General features: G+C 70.4%; 2 protein-coding genes and 2 pseudogenes. 2 read left to right on the forward strand and 2 right to left on the reverse strand.

Annotation, left to right across the window (positions count from 1 at the left end):
- A pseudogene (locus G6020_RS08025) lies at nt 1-229 on the forward strand (hypothetical protein); the annotation flags it as partial.
- 49 nt (nt 230-278) lie between these two features.
- Here the strand turns inward: G6020_RS08025 and glgC are convergent.
- Entirely contained in the window at nt 279-1,505 is a 1,227-nt protein-coding gene (gene glgC, locus G6020_RS08030) for a glucose-1-phosphate adenylyltransferase (RefSeq protein WP_179525590.1), read from the reverse strand.
- Between the two features lie 143 nt (nt 1,506-1,648).
- Between glgC and glgA the strand changes: the two genes are divergently transcribed.
- Nucleotides 1,649-2,815 carry a glycogen synthase gene (gene glgA, locus G6020_RS08035; RefSeq protein ID WP_347237831.1) on the forward strand — a complete coding sequence of 389 codons (1,167 nt, stop codon included), beginning with the start codon at nt 1,649-1,651 and terminating at the stop codon, nt 2,813-2,815.
- Nucleotides 2,816-2,857: 42 nt separating this feature from the next.
- Here glgA and G6020_RS08040 read toward each other — a convergent pair.
- Nucleotides 2,858-3,119: pseudogene (locus G6020_RS08040) on the reverse strand (methyltransferase type 11); the annotation flags it as partial.

Raw genomic sequence — 3,119 nt, forward strand, 5'->3', positions numbered from 1 at the left:
GGAGGTGGCCGACAAGCTCGCCGACGGCGCCTACGACCTGCTCGTCGCCGATGTCCCGGATCACTCGGTCGCCCGGGTGGTGTCCCGCGCTCACCAACTGTTGCGTCCCGGCGGTGCGCTGGTCCTGATCGGTGAGCACGCACCGCTGCCGGAGGGCGCGGACCTGCCCGAACACGCACACGTCACCGTGCTGCCCGTCGGCGGCGGGCTGACCGTGGTCGCACTCTGAGCCCGCGCGCCCGGAGGCGGCGAACCCTGGACCGGACCCGGCTGGCGACTCAGCCGGGCAGCGACGTGACGGAGTTCTTGGACACGCTCACCACTCCGCCGGCACTGATCGGGAACCGGAGCCGGTCGCGCTCGTGATCCACGCCGATCACGTCGCCCGGGCCGATCGAGGAGTTCTTGTCCACGATCGCCCTGCGCACCACGGCGCCCCGACCGATGCGCACACCGGGCATCAGCACGCTGCCCTCCACCACGGCGCCGTCCTCGACCACCACGTTGTTCGAGACCACGGAGTTGCGCACGGTGGCCGCGGAGATGATCGTCCCCGCCCCCACCATCGACTCCTGGGACATGCCGCCGTTGACGAACTTGGCTGGCGGCAGATTGTCCTGCTGGGTCCGGATCGGCCACAGGTTGTTGTAGAGGTTGAACACCGGGTGCACTGAGACCAGGTCCACGTGGGCGTCGTAGAACGCGTCGATGGTCCCCACGTCACGCCAGTACCCCCGGTCGCGCTCCGTCTCGCCCGGGACCCGGTTGCGGGCGAAGTCGTAGACGTACGCGCGCTCCTGTTCCACCAGCGCGGGGATGATGTCCCCGCCCATGTCGTGGGTGGAATCCGGCTTCTCCGCGTCCGCCTTGAGGGCCGTGACGAGCGCATCCGTCGTGAAGATGTAGTTGCCCATCGAGGCGAACGTCGCATCCGGGTCGTCCGGCGTCCCCGGAGGATCGGAGGGCTTCTCGACCCAGTCCCGGATCAGGTCGTCGTCCCCCGCGTCGATGCAGCCGAAGGCGAAGGCCTCACTGCGGGGGACCCGGATCCCGGCGACCGTGACCGCGGCCCCCGTGGCGATGTGGTGGTCGAGCATCTGACGGGGGTCCATGCGGTAGACGTGATCGGCCCCGAAGACGACGATGTGGTCCGGCTTCTCGTCGTGGACCAGGTTCAGCGACTGCAGGATGGCGTCCGCCGACCCGGTGTACCACCGCGGTCCGAGCCGCTGCTGCGCGGGAACGGGGGTGATGTACTCGCCCCCCATCCCGCTCATGTGCCACACCTGGGAGATGTGCCGGTCGAGGGAGTGCGACTTGTACTGCGTGAGGACGCAGATCCGCATGAAACCGGCGTTGACGAGGTTGCTCAGGACGAAGTCGATCAACCTGTACGACCCGCCGAACGGCACCGCCGGTTTGGCGCGGTCCGCGGTGTGCGGGAAGAGGCGCTTGCCCTCGCCACCGGCGAGAACGATTGCTAGGACGTGCGGCTGGTTCCTCACCCCCCCACCGTAACGACTTCCGGGCCGTTGCCACGGACCATCACGGGACTTGCCCCCGCACCGCCCCGCGCCGACACCCCGTGGTCGGGCGGGGTTCACCCGCAACGGTCCCGTGCACGCCCCGGGGGGCTAGGTTGACCGGTGTGCGAGTAGCGATGATGACGAGGGAGTACCCACCGGAGGTCTACGGCGGGGCGGGGGTCCACGTGACCGAACTGGTGGCCACCCTGCGGCCGCTGTGCGAGGTCGACGTCCTGTGCATGGGCGCGGACCGCGACACCGCGCGGGCGTTCCGGCCCGATCCGGAGCTGGGCGAGGACGCCAACCCGGCGATCCGGACCCTCTCCGCCGGACTGCGCATGTGCGTGGCCGCGGAGGGGGCGGACATCGTCCACTCCCACACCTGGTACGCGGGCCTGGCCGGCCACCTCGCCGGGGAGCTCTACGGCATCCCCCACGTGGTGTCCGCGCACTCTCTCGAGCCCAGCCGACCCTGGAAGGCCGAGCAGCTCGGGGGCGGCTACCGCGTCTCGTCGTGGTCGGAGCGCAACGCCTTCGCCCACGCTGACGCCGTGGTCGCGGTGAGTGCACGGATGAAGGACGAGATCCTGCGCGTCTACCCCGAGGTCGATCCGGAGAAGATCCACGTGATCCTCAACGGCATCGACACCTCGGTGTGGTCACCGGTCGAGACGTTCGCCGGGGAGGACTCGGTCCTCCGGCGGCACGGTGTCGACCCGGACCGACCGATCGTGGCGTTCGTCGGTCGCATCACACGTCAGAAGGGAGTGCCCCACCTGGTCCGCGCGGCCCGAGATTTCCACCCGGACGCCCAGCTCGTGCTCTGTGCGGGTGCCCCGGACACCCCGGAGATCGCGGCCGAGATGGAATCACTGGTCGCCGACCTGCAGTCCACCCGGGACGGCGTCTTCTGGCTCCGCGACATGCTGCCGCGCGCGGAGGTCATCGAGATCCTCTCCGCCGCCACGGTGTTCGCGTGCCCGTCGGTGTACGAACCCCTCGGGATCGTCAACCTCGAGGCCATGGCCTGCGACACCGCCGTCGTCGCCTCCGATGTCGGCGGGATCCCGGAGGTCGTCGTCGACGGCGAGACCGGCACGCTCGTCCACTACGACGAGTCGGACCCGGACGCCTTCGAGGCCGGTCTCGCGGCCGCGGTCAACGAACTCGTCGTCGATCCGGGCAAGGCCGCCGCGTACGGCCGTGCCGGGCAGGAGCGGGCCCGGACGCGGTTCGCGTGGGAGGCGATCGCCGAGCAGACCCACGCGATGTACGCCTCACTCCTGTAGAGCGCCTACCTCCTGTAGAGCGCCTCACTCGTGTAGAGCGCGTCACTCCTGCAGAGACCTGCGGAACGTCCGCACCTCGACGTGGACGCGGACCGGGCCGTCGCCGGACCCGATGGCCCGCTCGACCCCGGCCCGACCCAGGTGGACTCCACTGGGGCCCATGAGGGCCAGGTCCGCGGCGATCGCGGCGGGAACCGTGGTGGTGACGTCGACCACCCGGACCGGACCGGGGTCGAACCCGGCGGCCAGGTGCGTGTCCAGGCGCTCGGCCTTGTCCGCCGCGGGTGCGAGCATCCCGACCCGC

It is taken from the genome of Dietzia sp. B19, assembly GCF_014145155.1.
In the GTDB taxonomy this organism is placed as follows: domain Bacteria; phylum Actinomycetota; class Actinomycetes; order Mycobacteriales; family Mycobacteriaceae; genus Dietzia; species Dietzia natronolimnaea.